The following is a 1,093-nucleotide window of genomic DNA, read 5'->3' as shown; positions in this document are numbered from 1 at the left end:
AGTAGTCCGACAGCCAGCACAGGAACTCCTGGCTGTCCATGACGAAGTCCTCGCCCAGGAAGCCATCGCTGGTGACGGGCGGCTCAACGCTGGCCCGGTAGCCGTCCGGCAGGTTGACCACATTGGTGCGCCGAAGGGCCCCCGGCGCCCGGAACGCACTGGGCGGCGGAGGCGGCGGAGCTCCGGGCGAGGCCGGCCTCCGGCGCGGCTGCTGCTGGGGCTGTGCAGTCATCGCGGGGGTCCGCTCCTCAAGATCAGTAGGGCCAGGCAACGGCAGCATACGCGATTGTCCCCCTGGTGCACTTTCGTGTCCCCCAGCTGCACTTTCGGCGTGTCGTTATCACCCGGGGGTGATTTCTCCCCCCTGCCGACCCGCGGGCGACCGCGACGACCGCCCCACCTCGAATGTCCCCCCAGTGCACAAGCTGCCCGACCCGGCACCACGCCACCCATCCGCACAATGTCCCCCAGGTGCACAAACCGACGTGGTTTTATAACCCCGGGGCGATAACTGGCCCCTCGATTTATCACCCCGGGGTGATACCCCCAGCGGCACCAAAACGCCCTGACCTGGAGCGATGCGGAATCTCGTTCCCCCTCTAGAGCGTGTGCGCGCGTGATACCTGATCTTGCAGCTCTGATCAACCACCGACACACCACGGCGCTTTGGAGGAAGCAGCTGGCAGCGGCGGGTGCGTCGCCGTGGCCAACCAGCGGACCGTGTGGGGCCGGCCTCTGTGGCTGAGCTCGCTTCGCGTGCGGCACCGCGCCCGGGTGCGGGTCGTGGACAGCAGCAGCGGCTCTGAGTCTCGGGTGGTGCCGGCCGTGACGCTCACAAGCGAGGAAGCGCGGCCGGTGCCGGTGGGCGGTTCCGCCACCCGGCCCCGGGGGCCGTTCGGCTCCGGTACCTCCGCACCCCGGAATTCAAGCTTTCCGATATCTGAGGTCCCGTTCTGTGGCTCGGGTCCGCAGCTTCCCAATTCGTTATTCCTCGGGTGAGTGCCCAGCTCCCGCCGACGAGGCAGAACGCCACCGAGACGGCCACCGGGTGGCGCAGGTGCCCCCAGAGCGGGGCGCTCAGCCGCCAGAACAC

General features: G+C 68.6%; 1 protein-coding gene. It reads right to left on the bottom strand.

All coding sequences use genetic code 11. From position 1 onward, the window contains the following. Positions 1-232 (bottom strand): hypothetical protein (locus tag ABWI07_RS44325; protein ID WP_353822233.1); only part of this gene is annotated, 232 nt, incomplete at its 3' end. Positions 233-1,093: the final 861 nt, after the last annotated feature.

It is taken from the genome of Actinomadura sp. NPDC000600 (assembly GCF_040492135.1).
In the GTDB taxonomy this organism is placed as follows: Bacteria; Actinomycetota; Actinomycetes; order Streptosporangiales; family Streptosporangiaceae; genus Spirillospora.
The sequence above is the reverse complement of the archived record's forward strand: the minus strand, read 5'-3'. Positions and strand labels throughout refer to the sequence as shown.